Here is a 19,045-nt window from a genome sequence, read left to right on the forward strand (position 1 = left end):
AAGGTGTCGGCTGGCTGCTTACGCCGCAAGGCGCGCACGCCGGGTCCGTTGATCTGCGTCAAGCTGGAGGAAACCCAACACAGCTAGACAGAGTCATCCGAAGCCGGGGGGCGCGATATGATGACCCGTTGCCTTAAGTCGCTGATGATTGCCGGCCTGACCGCTGCTTTCGCTGCGCCCGTTCACGCCGAAGGCGCCGATGTCGGAAAGGCGGAATTTCGGGCGTCGTGCGCAACCTGCCATGGTATGGATGGAAAGGGTAAGGGACCGGTCAGTGAACTGCTGAAGGTGCCGCCGTCCGATCTGACGGCCTTGGCCAAGAACAACAACGGCGTCTTTCCGACGAGTGCCGTCTATCAAATCATCGATGGGCGCAACAAAGTTCCCGCTCACGGCACGCATGAAATGCCAATTTGGGGGGAACGATTCAACCCCATCATGAATGTGCCTCACACTGTTGATCCGGCTTACGATGCGCTCGATCCGTCGCGGGAATTGCGGGAGGTCGTTGTGCGAACGCGGATCCTCGCCGTGATCGACTATCTGAACGGCATCCAGCAGAAGTAGCGGCCAAGGGCGACTTGGATGACCGTCTCGCCGCGCTCGCCCGTGGCAGCCGATCGCTCGCGGTCGCATACGCATCAAGGCGGACGCGTCCCTGATTGATTCTCATCAAGGCCGTCGCAAGCAATGGCGCTAGTGGTCTTGCGGAAAGCGGAGGATCGACGATGACTGGCATAGTGCTTGATGCCCAGCAAATTCAGAACGCCCCGGCGCCCGTTCGTCTCTGGCTTGAGCAGCAGATATCGGCGCTTCTCGCTGCAAGCTCGGTAACCGGAGCGCCGTTGCCGCGGCTGGTTGCCTGCACAGAAGCCCAGGCTGCGAACCTTCTCAATCGAATTAGACAGGTGCCATCCGCTGTCGAGGTGCTCTTCGGGCTTGCCCATCCCGAGATCTCCTACGGCGACCCGCCAGTCGTGACGTTTCGCCTGCTTGATCTTCAGCGTCGTGCCGGTCTCGAAAACATCACCCGACTGCTGGAATGTCTCGACCTCATCAATCAGGCGTTTGCGGAGATATGTGAGGATCCGGCGGCGAGGTTCTGCGATTTTGACGCCGCGGGGCATTGCTCGGTTCTGCCAACCACCCAGGGCAGTATTGCTGCATTATGGAAGGCAATCATCGCGGCGGAGCGGCGGTCTGGCGCGCTGCCGATCGCCGCAGCCGAATAGTGCGGGCGAGTGCGAGATGATCCCGCAAAGGGCCTGCCGCGCGTTGGCGAGGCCCTGGGCTGATCTGTTGTCATCATTGATCGTCGTTGTGACGTCGGGTCTCCTGCTGCTCTGGGCCGGACAGGTGCAAGCGGGAGAAATCCGGGACGTGCAGACGCTTGCGCCTCTGGTTGGGAAGATCATCCGAACTGTCGTCAGCATAAGGGTCGGTACCGGAATGGCGGCAGCCTCCGGGTCGGTGAACACTGGTCTTCCCATGACGAAGGAGGTGTCTGGTGCGGGCGTCATCATCAAGTCGGAGTCCGGATCGATCGTGACGAGCAATCATCTGATCGACGGCGCCAAGTCACTCTCGGTCGAATTGTCGGACGGACGCCGGTTTGAGGCGAAGTTCGTGGTGGCCGACGAGCGCCATGACCTGGCCATGCTGAGGGTTTCGGCCTCCGGACTCACCGCAGCCACCGTCGGTCGATCGATCGATGCCGAACCGGGCGATTTCGTGCTTGCAGTCGGGGGGACGGCGGGACTCGCTCAAGGCGTCAGTTTCGGCATTGTCAGCGCTCTGCATCGTTCGCGCGCCGGCATTCCCTGCCAGGATCTCATCCAGACCGACGCCTTGCTTGATCGTGGCAGCTCGGGCGGACCGCTGTTCAATCTGCGGGGCGAGGTGATCGGCATTGTTGTCGCCACCACCGGCGAGACCGAGCGGGGCTTTTGGCCTGGCAATCCCTTCGGATGCGATTGATCGCCTCTTCGTCAGATTGAACTAGGCCCCAGCATGATCGCGGGTCGATCTTGAGGTGTTCGGTCAAGCTGTTGGCGGGCGACGAGGGCGAAGCATATTGCGTCTCGTGACGTGGCAGAGGGTCGCACGCCGGATTTGATGCAGGTCAAATCCGCCTCCCGGCAATCCGCTTTACTCGGGCTGCGCAGATCCCCCAATCGCGCACAGTAAGCCCATTGAAGCTGTCGGCTGCCGCCCAGCTGGCGGCTTCTTTGGGCCGCGGTCGCAGATCTTGACGAGAAGTCCATCGGAGTCATGTTCGCGAACACTGCCGCAATCCATCCCGCCGGCAAATGAACGCCGGATCCGACGGCGCGAACCAGCGCAATCGGCTCTACAAGGCTGATCATCCTCTGTCGAAGGCTCTTCCTGCACGGAGACGAAGTCGCCGCCGCCATAATCCTCCTCCGGCGGTGGGTAAGTGATCTTCGCCAGCTGGTCTTCGACCCGCTTGACACCCGCAACGTTCTCCGCCGCGACGGTCGTAGCTTTGCGCGCGTTGTCGCTCCGGATGTTGCCGCGCAAGCTGACGATCCCGTCATGCACGCTGACGTTCAGCGCCGCGGGGCGCCAGGACGCATGCGCGAGTGCGGCAATCACCGCCGCGCGAATCTGATCGTCGTTGGCGGAAGTGGAGACTCGTTCGAAGCCGAGGTTTCCGATCGCGGTCATGAAGTCCGCGCGCGTCACCATCCCGACCAGGCTCCCGTCGCGCATGACCGGAAACCGCGTGACGCCGTGCGATTCCATGAGTTGAACGACTTGCTCGAGCGGCATGTTCTCGTCGACGGTGATCGGATCGGGCGACATGATCTCGTTGACCTTGCGGCCATGCTGGCGGGCGAAATCGAGTGCGACTTGGCTCGTGCCCGCAAGCATGGCGAGCCAGCGGCCGCGACGCTTCTCGGTTCCAAGCTCGACGCGCCGAATGAAGTCTCCGTCGGACAGTATGCCGATGAGCGCGCCATTCTGATCGACCACAGGAAGGCCACTGATGTGGTGAGACAGCATCGTCTTGATGGCATCGCTCACCGATGCATCCGCATCGATTGTGATGACGTTCCGTGACATGATCTCCCTTACCCGCACGGCGTGGATCCTCCGACTTGAGCTGATGGTTCAGCTAACTCCCGGAAAGGACGAGCGTTGTTGATATTTATCAACCGGACGATCGTGCATTGCGCTGATATGCCAGCGATGTGAGAGGCAATTGGGGCCTGGGTGGCCGACGACGGTTGGTAATAGTCCAATGCTTTCCGACTGTGTGACTGGTCGCTCGAACAGCGGGAATTCCCGCCAGCATTCCGCATCGCCGACCTTTCATCAGGGGAGGCAGGACAGCGCGGCGCTGGACCGCGATCTCCGGCTGGATCTGTGCCGAGGTCTTGCACTCTGGTGCATCTTCCTCGATCACATTCCCAACAACGTCTTCAGCTGGTTGACCCTGCACCACTATGGCTTCAGCGATGCGACCGAAGTCTTCATGTTCGTGTCCGGCGTGACCTGTGCACTGAGCTACGGCGATGTCCGCCGTCGCGACGGATGGACTTCAGTCGTCGCGCATACGCTGCTGCGAAGCTGGGAGATCTATGTCGCTTTTCTCATCCTGACCGTGGCTCTTGCCATGGTCGTGTACGGCTGGGGAAGCGACAGCCTGGCGGACCAAGCCAACGTGAAGGTCCTGCTGCAAGATCCGGGCGCAGCCCTGAGCTACGCCGCCATCCTGATGTACCGCCCAGTGAACACGGATGCCCTGCCAACCTTCGTGCTCTTTCATCTATCGTTTGCACCTGTCCTGTGGGGAATGTTGAAGTTTCCCAACGCGTCTCTGCTGCTCTCCGCGCTCGTCTACGTGCTGGTCCGATTGTACGGCTGGAACTTGCCGGAGTGGCCGACCAATCAATGGTACTTCAATCCGCTTGCCTGGCAGTTCCTGGTCGTTATCGGGGCGTGGTGGGCCACGCGAGGCCATCGGATACTTTCGCAGGTAATCGTTGCGAGGCCCGTCGTTCTGCTCGCGATCGCGTACATCGGTTTCAGTCTGGTGGTCGCATTGAGTTGGGAGATCGCGCCACTGGCGGCCGCGATTCCCGACTACATCCAGCGGTTGATCTATCCGATCAACAAGCCCGATCTGGACCCGCTGCGGCTGCTGCATTTCCTGGCGATCGCCATCGTCGTGGCGAGGTTCGTGCCGACGAATTGGCGCGGATTTGGCACGGTCGTTCTGAAAGGAGCAATTCGTTGCGGCGAGCGTTCGCTCGAAACCTACTGTGTGGCCGTCGTGCTTTCCCTGCTGGCGGATTTGTATCTCATCAAGGTGTCCGACAGCATCGCGGCACAGTTCGTGGTGAGTGCCGTAGGGGTCGTGGCGCTGGTTCTGTTTGCGACATCCATCACCTGGATCGGCAAACGAAGCCGGCAACATCCGAAACTGCTATAGAGGGGCCGGGGTCGATCGCACCGTCGCCAAAGTTCTGGCGCAGATCCATTCAAAACACCGCAATTTCTGCTGGAGATCAGCCCGGGCAGCTTCGCGGCCACGGTAAATCGGCTTCGCGTTTTCAAAATAAGTGAGTGACGTAAGTCTTTGATTTCGCTACTCTGTCCTTCTCAAGACTCACTTCGTAGCCCACCAACCTGCCGCAATGGGACAAATCGTTCGCAAGCCGTTCAAGACCTACCACCATGGCGACCTCCGCGAAGCCCTGATCCAGGCCGCGTTGCGCGAGGTCGAACTCGGTGGTCCCGAGGCGATCAGCATCAAGGCGCTGGCCAAGCAACTCGGCGTCTCGCAGCCAGCGCCGTACCGGCATTTTGCCGACCGCGAGGCGCTGCTGGAGGCGGTGACCGCGGAGGCGTTCCGGCAGTTCAACGTCATCATGCGCGAGGCGATCGAGCAGCCCGGCAAGGGCTCGAAACTGTCGCGCTTTGCCCAGGCTGCGCTGGCCTTCGGGCTCGAGCGCCACGGCATCTATCGCTTGATGTTCGCGTCCCGAACCATGGCCTGCGCGCCGGTCGGCAGCGAGCTGCACGTTGCGGCGATGGAAACGCTGGCGCTGTTGATCGAGTCGTTCGAGGCACCGGCGGTGGGGCTGCTGCGCGAGCGGCAGGCGCTGAAGATCTGGGCCGGGCTGCACGGCATCGTGATGCTCGCAGAGCAGGGCCTGCTCACCGGCGAGGTCGCCCAGATCAGCCGCGAGGAGCTGATGGACGAGATCGTCGAGCAGACCAAGCTCGCGCTGTCGGTCGCGCTGCAGGCGACGGAAGAGAAGGCGTAAGGCGCCTTATCGCGGCGGCCGCGGATCGATCGGGGTGGAGCCGCGCACGCCGAGAATATCCTCCAGCACTTTCGCGCCGGCCAGAAGCTGCGCCTCGGCGCGCGGCTTGGCGACCATCTGCAGGCCGACCGGCAGGCCCGACGCGGTGAAGCCGCAGGGCAGCGACAGCGCCGGGCAGCAGGCCAGCGTGATCGCATAGACGATACCGAGCCATTCGACGTAATTGTCGAACTTCTTGCCGTCGCATTCGGCGACATAGCGGTGCTCGACCGGGAACGGCGGCACGATGGTCGCGGGTGCCAGCAACAGGTCATACTTGTCGAAGAACTCGAGCGCACGCGCAGTGATCGCGACGCGCTGCGCCTCGGCGCGCGCGAGCTTTTCGACCGTGAGCTTCAGCCCTTCCTCGATGTTCCAGATTACCTCGGGCTTGAGCAGGTCGCGCTTGGTGCGCAGCAAGTCGGCCTTGGTGATCGCGAAATCGAACGCGCGCAGCACGTGGAAGCATTCATGGGCTTCGCTGAAGTCGGGAGACGCCTCCTCGACGATCGCGCCGGCTTCCGCGAAACGCTCGGCCGCCTTGCGCGTCACCGCCTTGACCTCTGGATCAACGGGCGTGATGCCGAAATCGGGCGAATAGGCGATGCGCTTCGGCTTCTGGTTGGAGCGCGCCGCAGAGAGGAACGATGTCGGCAGCGTGGGCAGCGACAGCGGATCGGCGGCGTGCTCGCCGCTCATCGCGTCGAGCAGCAGCGCGAGGTCCTCGACATTGCGCGCCATCGGTCCCTGCTGGCCGAGCGTGCGGTCGACGCCGAATTTCGGTGTCTGCGCGACGCGGCCGATCGACGGCCGCAGCCCGACGATGCCGCAGAAGCTCGCCGGATTGCGCAGGCTGCCGCCCATGTCGGAGCCGTGCGCGAGCCATGCGGTGCCGCTTGCCAATGCCGCGGCTGCGCCGCCGGAGGAGCCGGCCGCCGAGCGTGACGTGTCCCAGGGATTGCGGGTCGGGCCGAACACCTCGTTGAAGGTGTTGGCGCCGGCGCCGAATTCAGGCGTGTTCGACTTGGCGTAGATCACGCCGCCATTCTGTTCGAGGCGCTCGACCAGGATGTCGGATTTCGCCGGGACGTTGTCCTTGTAGATCGGCGAGCCCAGCGTGGTCAGCACGCCGGAGACGGCGGTGAGGTCCTTGATCGGCACGGGAAGGCCCGCGAGCAGGCCGCGCTCGCCGGCCGGCTTCTGCATCAGCGCCTTGGCATGGGCGCGGGCGCGATCGAAGCAGAGCGTTGGCAGCGCGTTGACCTTGCCGTCGACCTCGGCGATGCGCTGCTCCAGCACGTCAAGCATATCGAGCGGCGTGACGTCACCGGCTTTCAGTTTGTCGACGACGGCACACGCCGTTTCCTTCACCAAACCCTGATCAGCCATGCGCCGTTGCTCCTATGTGTTCTGTTTCCTTGTGCTGTAGAACATTTCCTGCCGTCGTGGCAATGCGACGAGAACCGAAGGGGCAGGGATGGCAGCGTTGTTTTCCGCGCTGGACTGGCGCGCGATGAGCCAGCAGGAGCGCGACCTCGGCTTGAACAATGGCGTGGCCGTCAAGGGCAGCGCCGAGATCTCCGCCGGCTGGGAGCAGCGCTCCGCGGTGTTGCGGCAAAGGCATCCGCAGCATCTCGACCTCAGATACGGCCCGCGTGAACGCAACCGGATCGATTTCCTCAAAGCCGGCGACGGCGCGCCGACGCTGTTGTTCATCCACGGCGGCTATTGGCAGACCCGCGCCAAGGAGGTGTTCACGATCTTTGCAGAGGGGCCGATGGCGCATGGCATCAATGTCGCGCTGATCGGCTACACGCTGGCGCCGGATGCGACGCTCGACGACATCGTCGCCGAGATTCACGCCGGCATCGATTTTCTTGCCGGGCAGTTGCCCAGGCTCGGCGCCGCTACTAACGGCATCGTCGTGTCGGGCTGGTCGGCCGGCGGCCATCTGACATCGATGGCGTTGTCGAACGCTCATGTCCGGGCCGGCATGGCGATCTCGGGCATCTATGACCTCGAGCCGATCAGGCATTCCTACCTCAACGAGAAGCTCAGGCTCGACGAAGCCTCCTCGCGACGCAATTCACCGATGACGCAGGAGGGCGGCACCGCAAAGCCGCTGTCGCTGGTGGTCGGCAGTGCCGAGCTGCCGCTACTGCGCAAGCAGACCGCCGATTTCGCCGGCCATCGCGCCCGCTACGGCTTGCCGGTGACCTATGAGGAGATCGAAGGCGCCGATCATTTCTCGATCATGAACCAGATGCTGGCGCCGCAGGGCCGGATCACGACGCTGATCAGGCAATTGTTCGAGCGAACGGCGACCTAAGCCGTCATTGCGAGGAGCGAAGCGACGAAGCAATCCATCGCTCCGCAAGCGGCGAGATGGATTGCTTCGCGTCGCTCGCAATGACGTGGAGAAGACCTAGCCCCACCCCGACGTCAGCCCGCCGTCCACCGTGTAGATCACGCCCGACGTATAACCCGCGCGATCGGAGGCGAGGAACGCCATCAGGTCGCCGATCTCGCGCGCATGCGCGGGGCGGCCGAGCGGCAGGCCTTTCTGGAATTCCTTGTAGCGGTTCTCGTCGCCGAACTGGTTCTTGGCGCGGGTCTTGAGCAGGGTGACGTGGCGGTCGGTGCCGACGGGGCCGGGGTTGATGCCGACGACGCGGATGTTGTCGGCGAGGCTCTTGCCGCCGAGCGCGCGGGTGAACGACATCAGCGCCGCGTTGCCGGCGCTGCCGCAGATGTAGTTGGCGTCGAACTTCTCGCCGGCCGCGCCGATGTCGTTGACGATCACGCCGCCGCCGCGCGCCTTCATCTGGGCATAGATCGCGCGCGTCAGATTGACATAGCCGAACACTTTGAGCTCCCAGGCGTGCCGCCAGGTCGCCTCGTCGATCTTGTCGATCGAGCCGCCCGGGATGTCGCCGGCATTGTTGACCAGGATGTCGATGTCGGCAGCCTCCTTTGCCAACCGCGCCAGGTCTTCGGATTTGCGCAGGTCGACCACGCTGATCGCGGCATCGATCTGGTGCGCGGAACGCAGCCGTTCGGCCAGCGCCTTGAGTTGGTCGCCGTTGCGGGCGGCGAGCAGCAGATTGGCGCCTTCCTCGGCGAAGGCTTCGGCGGCGGCCGCGCCAATGCCCTTGGAGGCGCCGGTGATCAGGACACGCTTGCCGCGCAGATGCAGATCCATGGGATGTCTCGCTTTGGTATGAGGAGTGGGTGTCGGCGAAATTGGTGGGGCAGGGTCGCGCCGCGGTCAACACTGCACTGCAGCGTTGCGCTCGCGCGAAGTTTGGTCCATTGCAGGACCATCAGGATAGGCGGCATTGCCGGCCGGGCAAATCACAAGGGTGTTCTCGATGAGCAGCAAAAAGCAGTATCGGATTGCGGTCATTCCCGGCGACGGCATCGGCAAGGAAGTGATGCCGGAGGGCCTGCGCGTCATCGAGGCGGCGGCGAAGAAGCATAGCGTCGACGTCAAGTTCGACCATTTCGACTTCGCCTCCTACGACTATTACGAGAAGCACGGCGAGATGATGCCGGCCGACTGGAAGGACAAGATCGGCAAGCATGACGCGATCTATTTCGGCGCGGTCGGCTGGCCGGCCAAGATCCCGGACCACATCTCGCTGTGGGGCTCGCTGATCAAGTTCCGGCGCGAGTTCGACCAGTACGTCAATCTGCGTCCGGTGCGGCTGATGCCCGGCGTGCCGTCGCCGCTGGCGAACCGCAAGCCCGGCGACATCGACTTCTGGGTGGTGCGCGAGAACACCGAAGGTGAATATTCCTCGGTCGGCGGCCGCATGTTCCCGGACACCGACCGCGAATTCGTCACCCAGCAGACCGTGATGACCCGCACCGGCGTCGATCGCATCCTGAAATTCGCCTTTGATCTCGCGCAGTCGCGGCCGAAGAAGCATCTGACCTCGGCGACCAAGTCGAACGGCATCTCCATCACCATGCCCTATTGGGACGAGCGTGTGGAGGCGATGGCCAAGAAGTATCCCGGCGTGAAGTGGGACAAGTACCACATCGACATCCTCACCGCGAACTTCGTGCTGCATCCGGACTGGTTCGACGTCGTGGTCGGCTCCAACCTGTTCGGGGACATCCTCTCCGACCTCGGCCCGGCCTGCACCGGCACCATCGGCATCGCGCCGTCGGGCAACATCAATCCGGAGGGCAATTTCCCCTCGGTGTTCGAGCCGGTGCACGGCTCGGCGCCTGATATCGCAGGCCAGGGCATCGCCAACCCGATCGGCATGATCTGGTCGGGCGCGATGATGCTGGAGCATCTCGGCGAGAAGCAGGCTGCTAGCGCCATCGTCGGCGCGATCGAGCGCACGCTCGGCGAACGCACGCTGCGCACCAGGGATCTCGGCGGCAACGCCGACACCACGGCGTGCGGCAAGGCGGTCGCGGAGATGGTAGATTAAGCCACGCTGCCAATCACGGGGTCGTCCTGGCGAAAGCCAGGACCCATTACCCCGTGTGCGTGTTGGCTTGCTAGGTCTGACCCTCTTCCCCTTGTGGGAGAGGGTAGCTCGTGGCCCAACCCCGTGCCGTTGTCCCTGCGAAAGCAGGGACCCATAACGACAGGGCCGTGTTGTTAGGGCTCGCTGTGGCCCCAGCGTTCGCAACAAAGTGAAGCGGTGATTATGGGTCCCGGCTCGCGCTTCGCTTGGCCGGGACGACGGTGGAGATGATTACCCCTTCACGATCCGCCGGCAATGCTCCCACGCCGCGTGGATCAAATTCTCGCTCGCCTCTGGCGTGCGGAAGGCGGAGTGCGCCGACAACGTCACGTTGGGGATCTTGGTCAGCGGATGATCCTTCGGCAGCGGCTCGATGTTGTAGACGTCGAGGCCGGCGTGGCGGATGTGGCCGGAGTTGAGCGCATCGATCATCGCCTGCTCGTCGACGATGGCGCCGCGCGCGGTGTTGATCAGCACCACGCCCTTCTTCATCTTCGCGATCTTGTCGCGCGTGATCATGCCGCGGGTCTCGTCGTTGAGCAGCAGATGGAGCGAAACCACGTCGCTCGTTGCCAGCACGGTGTCGAGATCGACAAATTCCACGCCCGGATGGCTCTTCGGCGACCGGTTCCAGGCGATCACCTTCATGCCGCTGCCGAGCGCAATGCGGGCGACCTCGGCGGCGATGCCGCCGAAGCCGACGAGGCCAAGCGTCTTGCCGGTGAGCTGCATGCCGTCTTCGCGCAGCCAGTTGCCGGCGCGCATCTCGCGGTCCATCTGCGCGATCACCCGCGCCGACGACCACATCAGCGCGATCGCGGACTCCGCGACCGCGGTGTCGCCATAGCCCTTGATCAGGTGCACGGCGATGCCGAGCTCGGCGAGCTCCTCCGGATTCATGTAGCTGCGCGCGCCGGTGCCGAGGAACACGACATGCTTCAGGCCGGCGCACTTCTTCGCGATGTCGGTCGGCAGCGCGGTGTGGTCGACCACCGCGATCTCGGCGCCGTCGAGCACCGCCGGATAGTCCTCGGGCTTGATATCCGGGTTGCGGTTGATCCGCATCGCGGGATCGCCAGGTTTTTCCAGGCGCTCGGTGATGACAGCGAGCGATTCATTGGCGTCGACGAACACTGCGCGCACGAAAGCCTCCATCGAAGGGGAGATATGAAGATCAGGATGCGACGCCGGCGAGCGCCAGCACCGTGTGCATCAGGACGTTGGCGCCGGCGGCGCAATCGGCCTGCTTGGCGTCTTCCAGCTCATTGTGGCTGATGCCGTCCTTGCAGGGCACAAACACCATCGCCGCCGGCATCACCGTGTTGAGATTGCAGGCGTCGTGTCCGGCGCCGGAGGTGATACGGCGATGCGAATAGCCGAGCTGGGTTGCCGCATTCTCGACCGCGTCGACCAGCTTCGGATCGAAATGCGTCGGCGCCTTGCGCCAGACCAGGTCGAGCTGGACCTCGACCTTGCGCTTTGCTGCGATCTCGACGATGGCGGCACGCAGGTCACGGTCCAGCGCATCCATGATCCCTGCATCGGCGCTGCGGCAATCCACCGTGAAGGCGATCTCGCCGGGGATGACATTGCGCGAGGGGCTTGCGATGACCGCCTCGCCGATGGTGCCGACCGCCTTCGGTCCGTGCTTCTTCGCGATACTCTCCATCGCCAGCACGATCTCCGACAGCGTCGCCAGCGCATCGCGGCGCAGCGGCATCGGGGTCGAGCCGGCGTGGCTCTCGAAGCCCGTGATCTTGCCGTCGTACCACAACACGCCCTGGCCGGAATCGACCACGCCGATGGTCTTGCCCTCGGCCTCCAGGATCGGGCCCTGCTCGATATGCAGCTCGACGAAGCCTGAGAATTTCTGCCGGCCGACCGGGGTATCGCCGCGATAGCCGATCGAATCCAGCGCCTGCGCCACGGTGACGCCTTCGGCGTCCTTGCGCGACAGGATGTCGTCGGTGGTGAAGTCGCCGACATAGGCGGCCGAAGCCATCATCGCCGGCGCAAAGCGCGAGCCTTCCTCGTTGGTCCAGTTGCAGATGCAGATCGGCAGCTCGGTCTCGATCCCGGCATCGTTCAAGGTGCGGACCAGTTCGAGCCCGGCGAGCGTGCCGAGGATGCCGTCATATTTGCCGCCGGTCGGCTGGGTGTCGAGGTGCGAGCCGACGCCGATCGGGGGCTTCGACATGTCCCGGCCCTTGCGCAGGCCGAACATCGAACCGAGCGCGTCGACATGCACGTCCAGGCCGGCGTCCTCGCAAGCCTTGCGGAACCAGTCGCGCACCTGCTTGTCCTCGGCGCCGAGGGTCAGCCGCCGCACGCCGCCCTTTGGCGTTGCACCGAACTGTGCGGTTTCGTGGATGGTGCCCCAGAGGCGGGCGGAATCGATCTGCAGGTTGGTGGCGGCTCGGCTCATTGCGGCTCTTCCCTTTACGCGACCGTTTTTTCATGACGCGCCACTCTCGCGCCGTCAACCGCCACGCTGGTCTGTGCGATCTGCCGGGCGAGATTGGCGACGCGCTCGATGGCGACCGCATCGGGGGAGGCGAGCCAGCTCGCGGTGAAGGTGAGGGGCGGCAGCTTGAGGTCGGTGTCGAGCAGTTGCAAGCGCCCGTCGGCAAGCTCGTTCTCGACGATCGCCGACGGAATCACCGCGATGCCAAGCCCTTCATTGGCCATGTGGATCACAGTCGCGAGCGAAGTCGAGGCGTGCAGCCGGATCGGCGACAGATCGGGTGCATTGAACAAGGCGCGTACGGTCTCGTAGGGCTGGGTCTTGCGCGGAAAGGTGATGATCGGAAACCGCGCCAGATCCTGCCGCGCAACCGGGCCGGAGCCGAGGCCGAGCGAGGGGCTTGCCAGGAAACCGATCGGATAATCGCACAGCACATGGTTGTGCGCGCCGGATGCGGAGACCGGTCCGAGCACGAAGGCGAGTTCGATCTCCTGCGCCAGCAGCCGCGGCGTCAGATTGGGCGTGATGTCGACCTCGATCTCGAGCGACAGGTTCGGGTAGATCTCGTTGACGCTCTTGACTAGCCGCGGCAGCCAGGTGTGCACGATGGTCTCCGCGACACCGAGCCGCAGCGCGCCGCGCATCGCCGAACGGTCACCGACCTCGGCCATCATTTCCGAACGCAGGCCGATCAGTTTCTCGGCATAGATCAGCATCAGCCGCCCGCTCGGCGTCGGCGAGGCCACCCTGTGGTCGCGGTTGAGCAGCTTGACGCCCATCTCGCGCTCGAGCTGGGCAATGCGCTGTGAGATCGCCGGCTGGGTGGTGTTGAGCCGCTGGGCGGCGCCGCGGAAGCTGCCGAGCTTGACGACCCAGAGAAATGTTTCGATCGAGCGGAAGTCCGTCATGGAAGCATTTTCCCAGATCGATAAATCTGTTTTATCGATTTTGATTAGAAAGGACGATTAGACATTATATCACGCTTGGTGTTGGTTTGTCCTTGTCGAGATTATGGGCAGGAGAACCCCATGACTGTTTTTGCGGCAGTGCAGCGATCTCAAGGGGAACCGGGGCTGGCGAGCGTCGAAGCGCGGCGCGCCTGCCGTGATGGCATGGCCTCGGCGACGACGGCCGGTCTCGCCAACGGCTTCGTCCAGGGCAATCTCGCGATCTTGCCGGAGAAGCTCGCCGGCGCCTTCCACCGGTTCTGTCAGCTCAATCCGAAACCGTGCCCGATCATCGGCATGTCCGACGTCGGCGATCCCCGCATCCCGGCGCTCGGCCTCGACCTCGACATCCGCACCGACGTGCCGCGCTACCGGGTCTGGCGCGACGGCGAGGTGGCGGACGAGCCGACCGACATCACCAAATACTGGCGCGACGATCTCGTCACCTTCGTGCTCGGCTGCTCCTACTCGTTCGAGGAGGCGCTGCTCGATGAGGGGCTGCCGATCCGTCACATTGAGCGCAACCTGCGTGTGCCAATGTACCGAACCAATATTGCCTGCAAGCCGTCGGGGCCGTTCGAAGGACCCATGGTGGTATCGATGCGCCCGTTCAAGCCGGCGGATGCGATCCGCGCGGTGCAGATCACCTCGCGCTTTCCGTCGGTGCACGGCGCGCCGGTGCATCTCGGCCATCCGCATGCGATCGGCATCAAGGATATCGCCAAGCCCGATTACGGCGACGCGGTGCCGGTGGCCGATGACGAGATCCCGGTGTTCTGGGCCTGTGGCGTGACGCCGCAATCGGTGATCGCGGCTGCGAAGCTGCCGTTCGCGATCACGCATGCGCCGGGGCTGATGCTGGTGACCGACCTCAGGAACAAGCAGCTCGCTGTGCTCTGAATAGGCAATTCGTGCAATTCATTGAGGCTTTACTGCGCGCTACAAGCGTCACATCGATAAGAACAAAGCTGAAGGGGATATTTCGATGACGATCTCTCGCCGTAACGTATTGCTGGGAGCCACTGCCGCCGCTGCGCTCGGTCCGATCGCCGCGCGCGCGCAGACAAGCGAAGTGGCTATCGGCGTGATCTATCCGCTGTCCGGCTCCAGTGCCGCGATCGGCGTCGACGCGCAGCATGCCTTCAACACCGCTGCCGACATCATCAACAAGAACTACGATTTCGCGCTGCCGCTCGCCAAGGGCGAAGGCCTGTCCGGCCTCGGCGGCGCCAAGGTCAAGCTGGTGTTCGCCGACCACCAGGCCGATCCGCAGAAGGGCCGCGCCGAGACCGAGCGCCTGATCATACAGGAGAAGGTCTGCGCCGTCGTCGGCACCTATCAGAGCGCGGTCGCCGTCACCGTCAGCCAGACCTGCGAGCGCTACGGCGTTCCGTTCATCTCGGCCGACAATTCCTCGCCGAGCCTGCACCGCCGCGGCCTGAAATACTATTTCCGGGCCTCGCCGCATGACGAGATGTTCTCGGCCGCGATGTTCGACTTCTTCGATGCGATGAAGAAGAAGGGCCAGAAGATCGAGACGCTCGCGCTGTTCCACGAGGACACCATCTTCGGCACCGATTCGGCGAACGCCCAGACCAAGCTCGCGGCCGAGCGCGGATACAAGATCGTGGCCGACATCAAGTATCGCGCCAACTCGCCGTCGCTGACCGCCGAGGTGCAACAGCTCAAGGCGGCCAATGCCGACGTGCTGATGCCGTCGAGCTACACCACCGACTCGATCCTGCTGGTCAAGACCATGGCCGAGCTCGGCTACAAGCCGAAGAACATCATGGCGCAGGATGCCGGCTTCTCGGAGAAGGCGACTTATGACGCGGTGGGCGACAAGCTAGAGGGCGTGATCTCGCGCGGCAGCTTCTCGCTCGACCTGGCGCAGAAGCGGCCGATGGTCGGTTTGATCAACGAGATGTACCGCGCCAAGTCGGGCAAGGACTTCAACGACTACACGTCGCGTCAGTTCATGGGCCTCATCATCATGGCCGATGCCGTCAACCGCGCCAAGTCGACCGACGGCGAAAAGATCCGCGAGGCGCTGGTCGCGACCGACATGCCCGGCGACGTCACCATCATGCCGTGGCGGCGGGTCAAGTTCGACGAGATGGGGCAGAACAACTTCGCCGATCCGGTGCTGTTGCAATATTCCGCGAAGAACTTCGTGACGATCTTCCCGGAACAGGCCGCCGTCTCCGAGGCGATCTGGCCGATGAACAGCTGATCGGTCGGACGCGTTCTCGTCGTCCCGGGCAAGCGAAGCGCGACCCGGGACCATTACCCCAGGCAGGCGTTTTTGCGATGATTGGTTGTTATCTCTCCTACCGATGCATTTGTGGTAATGGGTCCTGGCTTTCGCCAGGACGACGTTGGGGCCATACGTTGATCGGGGCGCAGCGGTGACAGCCGAGACCATTATCCAGAGTTTGGCGAGCGGCCTCCTGATGGGGCTGCTCTACGGACTGATCGCCGCCGGCCTCGCATTGATCTTCGGATTGATGGACGTCGTGAATTTCGCGCACGGCGAGTTCCTGATGATCGCGATGTACGCGACCTTCTTCCTGTTCGCGTTCTTCGCGATCGATCCCTTGCTGGCGGCGCCGCTGGTCGCCGCGGCATTGTTCGTGTTCGGCGCGGTGGTCTATCTGTTGGTGGTCCGCTTCGCGATGCGCGCCAAGGCCAATGCCGGCATGGTGCAGATCTTCTCCACCTTCGGCCTCGCGATCGTGATGCGGGGCCTCGCGCAGTTCTTCTTCACGCCGGACTACCGCAGCGTCACCAACTCCTGGCTCGGCGGCAAGACGGTGTCGATCGCCGGTATCTATCTGCCGGAGCCGCAGCTGATCGGCGCGATGCTGTCGATCGCGGCCTTCGTCGCGCTCTACTTCTTCATCAATCGCACCGATTTCGGCCGCGCGCTCGAAGCGACGCGTGAAGACGCCGGTGCGGTGGCCCTCGTCGGCATCGACAAGAACCGGGTGTTCGCGCTCGGCTGGGGGCTCGGCGCGGCCTTGGTCGGCCTCGCCGGTGCCATCATGGCGATCTTCTTCTACATCTACCCCGACGTCGCGCCTCTTTTGCCCTGATCGCCTACGTCACCGTCGCGCTCGGCGGCTTCGGCAGCGTGTTCGGCGCCTTTGCCGGCGGCATCATCGTCGGCCTGGTCGAGGCGACCACCGCGCTGATCCTGCCGCCGTCGCTGAAATCGGTCGGCATCTACGCCGTCTATCTGCTGGTCGTCTTCATTCGCCCGCGTGGCCTGTTCGGATCGATGTGATGGACACCCAGTTCGCCCAACGCCGCAGGCGTGACCTGATCATGGCGGCTTGCCTCGCGGTGGTCGCCGCGCTGGTGCCGCTGTTCGTCAAGGACGTCTACGTCCAGAACATCATGGTCTTGACCCTGATGTATGCCGCGCTGTCGCAGAGCTGGAACATCCTGTCCGGCTATTGCGGACAGATCTCGCTCGGCCATGCGCTGTATTTCGGGCTCGGGGCCTACACCACGGCGCTGCTGTTCACCAAATTCGGCGTGCTGCCGTGGTTCGGCATGGTGGCGGGCGGGGCGATCTCGGCCGTGATCGCGATGGCGCTGGGCTATCCCTGCTTCCGCCTGCGCGGGCACTACTTCGTGATCGCGACCATCGTGATCGCCGAGATTGCGCTGCTGCTGATCCAGAACTGGGATTGGGCGGGCGCGGCGCTCGGCATCGACATCCCGGTGCGCGGCGACAGCTGGCTTAAATTCCAGTTCACACGCTCGAAGCTGCCGTACTTCTATTTCGCGCTGGCGCTGGCCTGCATCGCCTGGCTCGTCACCTGGTGGCTGGAAGATTCCAAATGGGGCTATTGGTGGCGCGCGGTGAAGGACAATCCGGACGCGGCCGAAAGCCTCGGCGTGGTCGTGTTCAATTCCAAGATGGGCGCGGCCGCGGTCTCGGCCTTCCTGGTTGCGGTCGGCGGCAGCTTCTACGCCCAATTCGTCTCCTACATCGATCCTGAAAGCGTGATGGGCTTCCAGTTCTCGCTGCTGATGGCGCTGCCCGCGGTGCTCGGGGGCATCGGCACGCTGTGGGGCCCGGTGCTCGGCGCCGTCATCCTGATCCCGCTTACCGAGCTGACACGCTCTTTCGTCGGCGGCTCCGGTCGCGGCGTCGACCTGATCGTCTATGGCGCGCTGATCGTTGCGATCTCGCTGGCATTACCGAAGGGACTGGTCAGCGTGTTCAGCATGCTCACCGGGTGCAAGGAGGCGGCGCGATGACCGCACTCCTCGAAACCCGCGGCGTCTGGCAGCGCTTCGGCGGCCTCGTTGCCAACAGCGACGTCTCGATCTCGGTCGGGCGCGGCGAGATCGTCGGCCTGATCGGCCCCAACGGTGCCGGCAAGTCGACGCTGTTCAACCTGATCGCAGGCGTTCTGCCGCCGACCCAGGGCTCGATCATCTTCGACGGCGAGGACGTCACAAGGCTGCCGGCGGCGGAACGCTGCCAGCGCGGCGTCGGGCGCACCTTCCAGGTGGTCAAGAGTTTCGAGACCATGACCGTGATCGACAACGTCATCGTCGGCGCGCTGATCCGCAACACCAAGATGCGCATCGCGCGGCAGAAAGCCTATGAGGTGCTGGAGTTCTGCGGCCTTGCGGCGCGCGCCGACAAGCTTGCCGCCGATCTCGTGCCGTCGGAGAAGCGCCGACTCGAGGTCGCCCGGGCGCTGGCCACCGAGCCGAAGCTGCTGCTGCTCGACGAAGTCCTCACTGGCCTCATGCCGGTCGAGGCCCAGACCGGCGTCGAACTGGTGCGCAAGGTGCGCGCCACCGGCGTCACCGTGCTGATGGTCGAGCACGTGATGGAGATCGTGATGCCGCTGGTCGACCGCGCCATCGTGCTCAATCTCGGCAAGGTGCTGGTCGAGGGCAAGCCCGCGGAAGTCGTCCGCAATCCGGAAGTCATTTCCGCCTATCTCGGGGATCGTCATGCTGTCGGTGCGTGAAGTCACCACCGCCTATCAGGGCCTGGTCGCGATCTCCTCGGTGTCGATCGACGTCACCAAGGGCGAGATCGTCTGCGTCGCCGGCGCCAACGGCGCGGGCAAGTCGACGCTGTTGAAATCGATCGCCGGGGCCGAGCGTCCGCGCGCCGGCACCGTCACCTTCGACGGCAAGCGCATCGACGGCCAGCCGCAGCATGTCATCACGGCCGGCGGCATCGCCTTCGTGCCGGAGAACCGCCGGCTGTTTCCGCGGCTTTCGGTAAGCGACAATCTGCGGCTCGGCAGCTATCTCTATCGCAGCCAGTCCGACCGCGATGCGCCGCTCGACCTGGTCTTCAATCTGTTCCCGCGGCTTGGCGAACGGCTCGAGCAGCGTGCCGAGACCTTGTCCGGCGGCGAGCAGCAGATGCTCGCGATCGGCCGCGCGCTGATGACGCGGCCGCGCCTCCTGATGCTCGACGAGCCGTCGCAGGGCATCATGCCGAAGCTGGTGGACGAGATCTTCCAGGCCGTGAAGCGCATCCGCGACGCCGGCATGACGGTCCTGATCGTCGAGCAGCGCATGGCCGAATGTTTGGAGATCGCCGACCGCGCCTACATCCTGCAGACCGGCCGCGTGCTGATGCAAGGCACCGCAGCCGAGATCAGCGGCAATCCCGACGTGCGCAAGGCCTATCTGGGACTGTAACGTCTGCAACGCGTCCGCGCGTTCCGCCGTCATCCTGAGGTGCGCGCCCACTTTGGCGCCTCGAAGGATGGCCGCACACACCGCCGTAGACTCATCTTCGAGGCCCGCTCCGCTCGCACCTCC

18 protein-coding genes and 1 pseudogene are annotated in these 19,045 nt (G+C 63.9%); 13 read left to right on the forward strand and 6 right to left on the reverse strand.

All coding sequences use genetic code 11. The features are described from left to right. The first annotated feature begins 117 nt into the window (after window positions 1–117). The 3 genes from ALC15_RS03855 to ALC15_RS03865 all read left to right on the forward strand — a co-directional run bounded on the left by ALC15_RS03855 (window position 118) and on the right by ALC15_RS03865 (window position 1,977). Window positions 118–567, forward strand: a complete 450-nt coding sequence (locus tag ALC15_RS03855) for a c-type cytochrome (protein WP_050626144.1) — start codon at window positions 118–120, stop codon at window positions 565–567. Window positions 568–662: 95 nt separating this feature from the next. Continuing rightward, the gene (locus ALC15_RS03860; protein ID WP_244485916.1) at window positions 663–1,232 is read left to right on the forward strand and encodes a hypothetical protein; all 570 of its coding nucleotides are present in this window, start codon (window positions 663–665) and stop codon (window positions 1,230–1,232) included. 16 nt (window positions 1,233–1,248) lie between these two features. Further along, on the forward strand, window positions 1,249–1,977 hold the full coding sequence (locus ALC15_RS03865; protein WP_244485917.1) for a S1C family serine protease: 729 nt from the start codon (window positions 1,249–1,251) through the stop codon (window positions 1,975–1,977). 171 nt (window positions 1,978–2,148) lie between these two features. On the opposite strand, the gene ALC15_RS03870 is transcribed toward ALC15_RS03865, so the two are convergent. Then, entirely contained in the window at window positions 2,149–3,087 is a 939-nt protein-coding gene (locus ALC15_RS03870; protein WP_244485918.1) for a CBS domain-containing protein, read from the reverse strand. Between the two features lie 178 nt (window positions 3,088–3,265). Between ALC15_RS03870 and ALC15_RS03875 the strand changes: the two genes are divergently transcribed. Continuing rightward, window positions 3,266–4,459, forward strand: coding sequence for an OpgC domain-containing protein (locus ALC15_RS03875; protein WP_050626147.1), 1,194 nt, complete (start codon window positions 3,266–3,268; stop codon window positions 4,457–4,459). A gap of 205 nt (window positions 4,460–4,664) precedes the next feature. Beyond that, window positions 4,665–5,297 carry a TetR/AcrR family transcriptional regulator gene (locus ALC15_RS03880; protein ID WP_050626148.1) on the forward strand — a complete coding sequence of 211 codons (633 nt, stop codon included), beginning with the start codon at window positions 4,665–4,667 and terminating at the stop codon, window positions 5,295–5,297. Between the two features lie 6 nt (window positions 5,298–5,303). Here the strand turns inward: ALC15_RS03880 and ALC15_RS03885 are convergent, their stop codons facing one another. Next, the gene (locus tag ALC15_RS03885; protein ID WP_050626149.1) at window positions 5,304–6,725 is read right to left on the reverse strand and encodes an amidase; all 1,422 of its coding nucleotides are present in this window, start codon (window positions 6,723–6,725) and stop codon (window positions 5,304–5,306) included. 88 nt (window positions 6,726–6,813) lie between these two features. On the opposite strand from ALC15_RS03885, the gene ALC15_RS03890 reads away from it, so the two are divergent. Then, window positions 6,814–7,665, forward strand: a complete 852-nt coding sequence (locus ALC15_RS03890) for an alpha/beta hydrolase (RefSeq protein WP_050626150.1) — start codon at window positions 6,814–6,816, stop codon at window positions 7,663–7,665. A 96-nt stretch (window positions 7,666–7,761) separates the two neighbouring features. Here ALC15_RS03890 and ALC15_RS03895 read toward each other — a convergent pair whose 3' ends face one another. Further along, window positions 7,762–8,538: an SDR family oxidoreductase gene (locus ALC15_RS03895; protein ID WP_050626151.1), complete on the reverse strand. Its 777-nt coding sequence runs from the start codon at window positions 8,536–8,538 to the stop codon at window positions 7,762–7,764. Window positions 8,539–8,707: 169 nt separating this feature from the next. On the opposite strand from ALC15_RS03895, the gene ALC15_RS03900 reads away from it, so the two are divergent. Continuing rightward, window positions 8,708–9,784 carry a tartrate dehydrogenase gene (locus tag ALC15_RS03900; protein ID WP_050626324.1) on the forward strand — a complete coding sequence of 359 codons (1,077 nt, stop codon included), beginning with the start codon at window positions 8,708–8,710 and terminating at the stop codon, window positions 9,782–9,784. A gap of 270 nt (window positions 9,785–10,054) precedes the next feature. On the opposite strand, the gene ALC15_RS03905 is transcribed toward ALC15_RS03900, so the two are convergent. From ALC15_RS03905 to ALC15_RS03915, 3 genes are read right to left on the reverse strand one after another with little or no spacing between them, the layout of a single operon-like run. Continuing rightward, entirely contained in the window at window positions 10,055–10,966 is a 912-nt protein-coding gene (locus ALC15_RS03905; RefSeq protein ID WP_050626325.1) for an NAD(P)-dependent oxidoreductase, read from the reverse strand. Window positions 10,967–10,997: 31 nt separating this feature from the next. Beyond that, entirely contained in the window at window positions 10,998–12,248 is a 1,251-nt protein-coding gene (locus tag ALC15_RS03910) for a Zn-dependent hydrolase (protein WP_050626152.1), read from the reverse strand. A gap of 14 nt (window positions 12,249–12,262) precedes the next feature. Next, entirely contained in the window at window positions 12,263–13,195 is a 933-nt protein-coding gene (locus ALC15_RS03915; protein WP_050626153.1) for a LysR family transcriptional regulator, read from the reverse strand. A 120-nt stretch (window positions 13,196–13,315) separates the two neighbouring features. Here ALC15_RS03915 and ALC15_RS03920 point away from each other — a divergent pair, with 120 nt between their 5' ends. The 6 genes and pseudogenes from ALC15_RS03920 to ALC15_RS03945 all read left to right on the forward strand — a co-directional run bounded on the left by ALC15_RS03920 (window position 13,316) and on the right by ALC15_RS03945 (window position 18,922). Beyond that, window positions 13,316–14,134, forward strand: a complete 819-nt coding sequence (locus ALC15_RS03920) for a putative hydro-lyase (protein WP_050626154.1) — start codon at window positions 13,316–13,318, stop codon at window positions 14,132–14,134. 85 nt (window positions 14,135–14,219) lie between these two features. Continuing rightward, window positions 14,220–15,467 (forward strand): ABC transporter substrate-binding protein, encoded by a 1,248-nt coding sequence (locus ALC15_RS03925; protein ID WP_050626155.1) that lies wholly within the window; start codon window positions 14,220–14,222, stop codon window positions 15,465–15,467. 220 nt (window positions 15,468–15,687) lie between these two features. Beyond that, window positions 15,688–16,520 (forward strand): annotated as a pseudogene (locus ALC15_RS03930) (branched-chain amino acid ABC transporter permease). Beyond that, a complete protein-coding gene (locus tag ALC15_RS03935; RefSeq protein ID WP_050626156.1) occupies window positions 16,520–17,506 on the forward strand; it encodes a branched-chain amino acid ABC transporter permease in 987 nt (328 codons plus the stop codon). The pseudogene ALC15_RS03930 and the gene ALC15_RS03935 overlap by 1 nt, the downstream one beginning before the upstream one ends. After that, window positions 17,503–18,234 (forward strand): ABC transporter ATP-binding protein, encoded by a 732-nt coding sequence (locus tag ALC15_RS03940; RefSeq protein WP_050626157.1) that lies wholly within the window; start codon window positions 17,503–17,505, stop codon window positions 18,232–18,234. Before ALC15_RS03935 ends, ALC15_RS03940 begins: the two co-directional genes overlap by 4 nt. Then, window positions 18,218–18,922 carry an ABC transporter ATP-binding protein gene (locus tag ALC15_RS03945; protein WP_050626158.1) on the forward strand — a complete coding sequence of 235 codons (705 nt, stop codon included), beginning with the start codon at window positions 18,218–18,220 and terminating at the stop codon, window positions 18,920–18,922. Before ALC15_RS03940 ends, ALC15_RS03945 begins: the two co-directional genes overlap by 17 nt. The last annotated feature ends 123 nt before the right edge of the window (window positions 18,923–19,045 follow it).

Origin of the sequence: Bradyrhizobium viridifuturi (genome assembly GCF_001238275.1) — a bacterium.
Classification (GTDB): domain Bacteria; phylum Pseudomonadota; class Alphaproteobacteria; order Rhizobiales; family Xanthobacteraceae; genus Bradyrhizobium; species Bradyrhizobium viridifuturi.